This window comes from Luteibacter sp. P4_E6, from assembly GCF_056401535.1.
In genome coordinates this window covers 1-1,664 of the sequence record NZ_JBFUJE010000710.1, presented here as the reverse complement: position 1 = coordinate 1,664, position 1,664 = coordinate 1, and the positions used below count along the sequence as shown (strand labels likewise).

3 protein-coding genes are annotated in these 1,664 nt (G+C 61.4%); 2 read left to right on the top strand and 1 reads right to left on the bottom strand.

Annotation, left to right across the window (positions count from 1 at the left end; all coding sequences use genetic code 11):
• Positions 1 to 404, top strand: a 404-nt coding sequence (locus AC1DT2_RS22665) for a hypothetical protein (RefSeq protein ID WP_477298899.1), incomplete at its 5' end; no start/stop codon positions are given.
• A gap of 87 nt (positions 405 to 491) precedes the next feature.
• Positions 492 to 1,016, top strand: a complete 525-nt coding sequence (locus tag AC1DT2_RS22660) for a hypothetical protein (protein WP_477298897.1) — start codon at positions 492 to 494, stop codon at positions 1,014 to 1,016.
• 281 nt (positions 1,017 to 1,297) lie between these two features.
• Here the strand turns inward: AC1DT2_RS22660 and AC1DT2_RS22655 are convergent, their stop codons facing one another.
• Positions 1,298 to 1,513, bottom strand: a complete 216-nt coding sequence (locus AC1DT2_RS22655) for a hypothetical protein (RefSeq protein WP_477298895.1) — start codon at positions 1,511 to 1,513, stop codon at positions 1,298 to 1,300.
• Positions 1,514 to 1,664 lie beyond the last annotated feature (151 nt).

Here is a 1,664-nt window from a genome sequence, read left to right as displayed (position 1 = left end):
TCTCGGGCCTCCGCACGCACGAGGGGCAACGTGTCTTCGGGAAAGTCGCCCAACAACGCGTACGGCTGACATGGATGACGCCCTTTATGAGCAACGTTTTTCGGCCGCGTTTTGTCGGTCGCTTCGAAGCCTTAGGCGATAAGACGGTGTTGCTGGGAAAGTTCGGCGTCGTGCCCGTGGTAAGGGCCTGGGCTTGTGTCATCGCGATGGTTGGCATGCTTGGCGCGGGCATCGTTGTCTCTCAAGCGAACCCCGGCGTGTACCCACGTCCCGTCCTGGTGCTGGTCGCGGTCGGCGTCAGCATGGGTGGGTTCGTCGCGGTTCGCCTGTCCCAATGGCTGACCGGTGGCGTTCGACGGGAGCTGGCATCGTTCATCACCTCAAGCCTGTCCAGCAAAGACTGAAGATCGGCACCGTGTTCCGATGGGGATGGATATTCGCAATTTCTTGCGATCTAATGCTCACCGGGGAATCAACAGGGAACCACCGGGATGAAATGGATCTTCCGCCTCGTCGTGCTCGTCATCGTCGTCTATGGCGGTCAGGCCGCCCTACGCCAGATCACTCTGGCCCACGAGCGTTACGAGGCTCGCCAACACGTACAAGCGCAGCTTGATGCCCTCCCGGTCGCCCAACGGCGCAAGGCTGCACTCGAGGTCTATCTGAGCTTCTATTGGTCGGGCGCGAACCTGCTGCCCGCCGTCTGCAGGAAGGAAGGCATCGACCTGTCCGACTATGCGAGGAACTACGCGAACCGATACGCCGCTGAGCACGATCGTGTTCGTGCTGCCTACAGTCGCTTGGGCGGGAGCGAGCAGGCGCTCATCAACGCCCTCTCGGCGGACAGCAGCGACACGATGAAGAAGGCGCTGCTACGTGCTGCCGATATTTCGCAAAGTGGCGACAGCATGGCCGACGGTTGCCGGGCCATCCTGAAGAAGCAGGACAAGATTCTGGACAGGATGAATTTTCCCGAAGCGCTTCCCTACGTGTGGAGCGTCGCCGACGTTCCCTGACGCACTCATCGTGTTCGCCGGCGAATTCACCAACGTTTTCGGCAAGGGCCTGGTCGCCTGGCTATGGGATTGCCTGTTGCCGTGGGTCTCGATCGCCCTCGTGATCGGACTGCCTCTTCTTCGACGTGAGTGGTGGCATCACGCTGGCAAGCGGCATGGTTCGATCATGGGTGTTCTATCGTCGAACCAGACCAGAACGAGCTTGATTCCGACAAGCCCATGCCGATGCTAAGGCAACGCCCACCTAAGCGGGCGCTGCCGTCAGAGATGCCGCATAGGCCTCAGCGATGGTAGGCCGGGTGATACGCCGGATGGTGGCGCGGCGGCGGACGGTGGTACGGGCGGTGGTGATAGGCACGGTGGTGATAGTGGTGATGCACCGGACGGTGATGGACCGGGTGATGCACGACGACCACGCGACGCGACTGCGCCATCGACAGTGCCGGCAGCGCCAGCGCCGCAACAGCCAGCGCAACGGAAATGACAAGCTTCTTCATAGAACCCCCTTGCTTGGTGGAAACCAGGCAAGAATGGCTGAAGCKTCCTGAACTTGCGACCTCCGGGCGCCGGGCCTCATCACGCTTCCTTGCCTCACCGTGTGGGTGTGCGCCCATCGTCGAATCGGCATCCATTGGTTACACTTGGCGC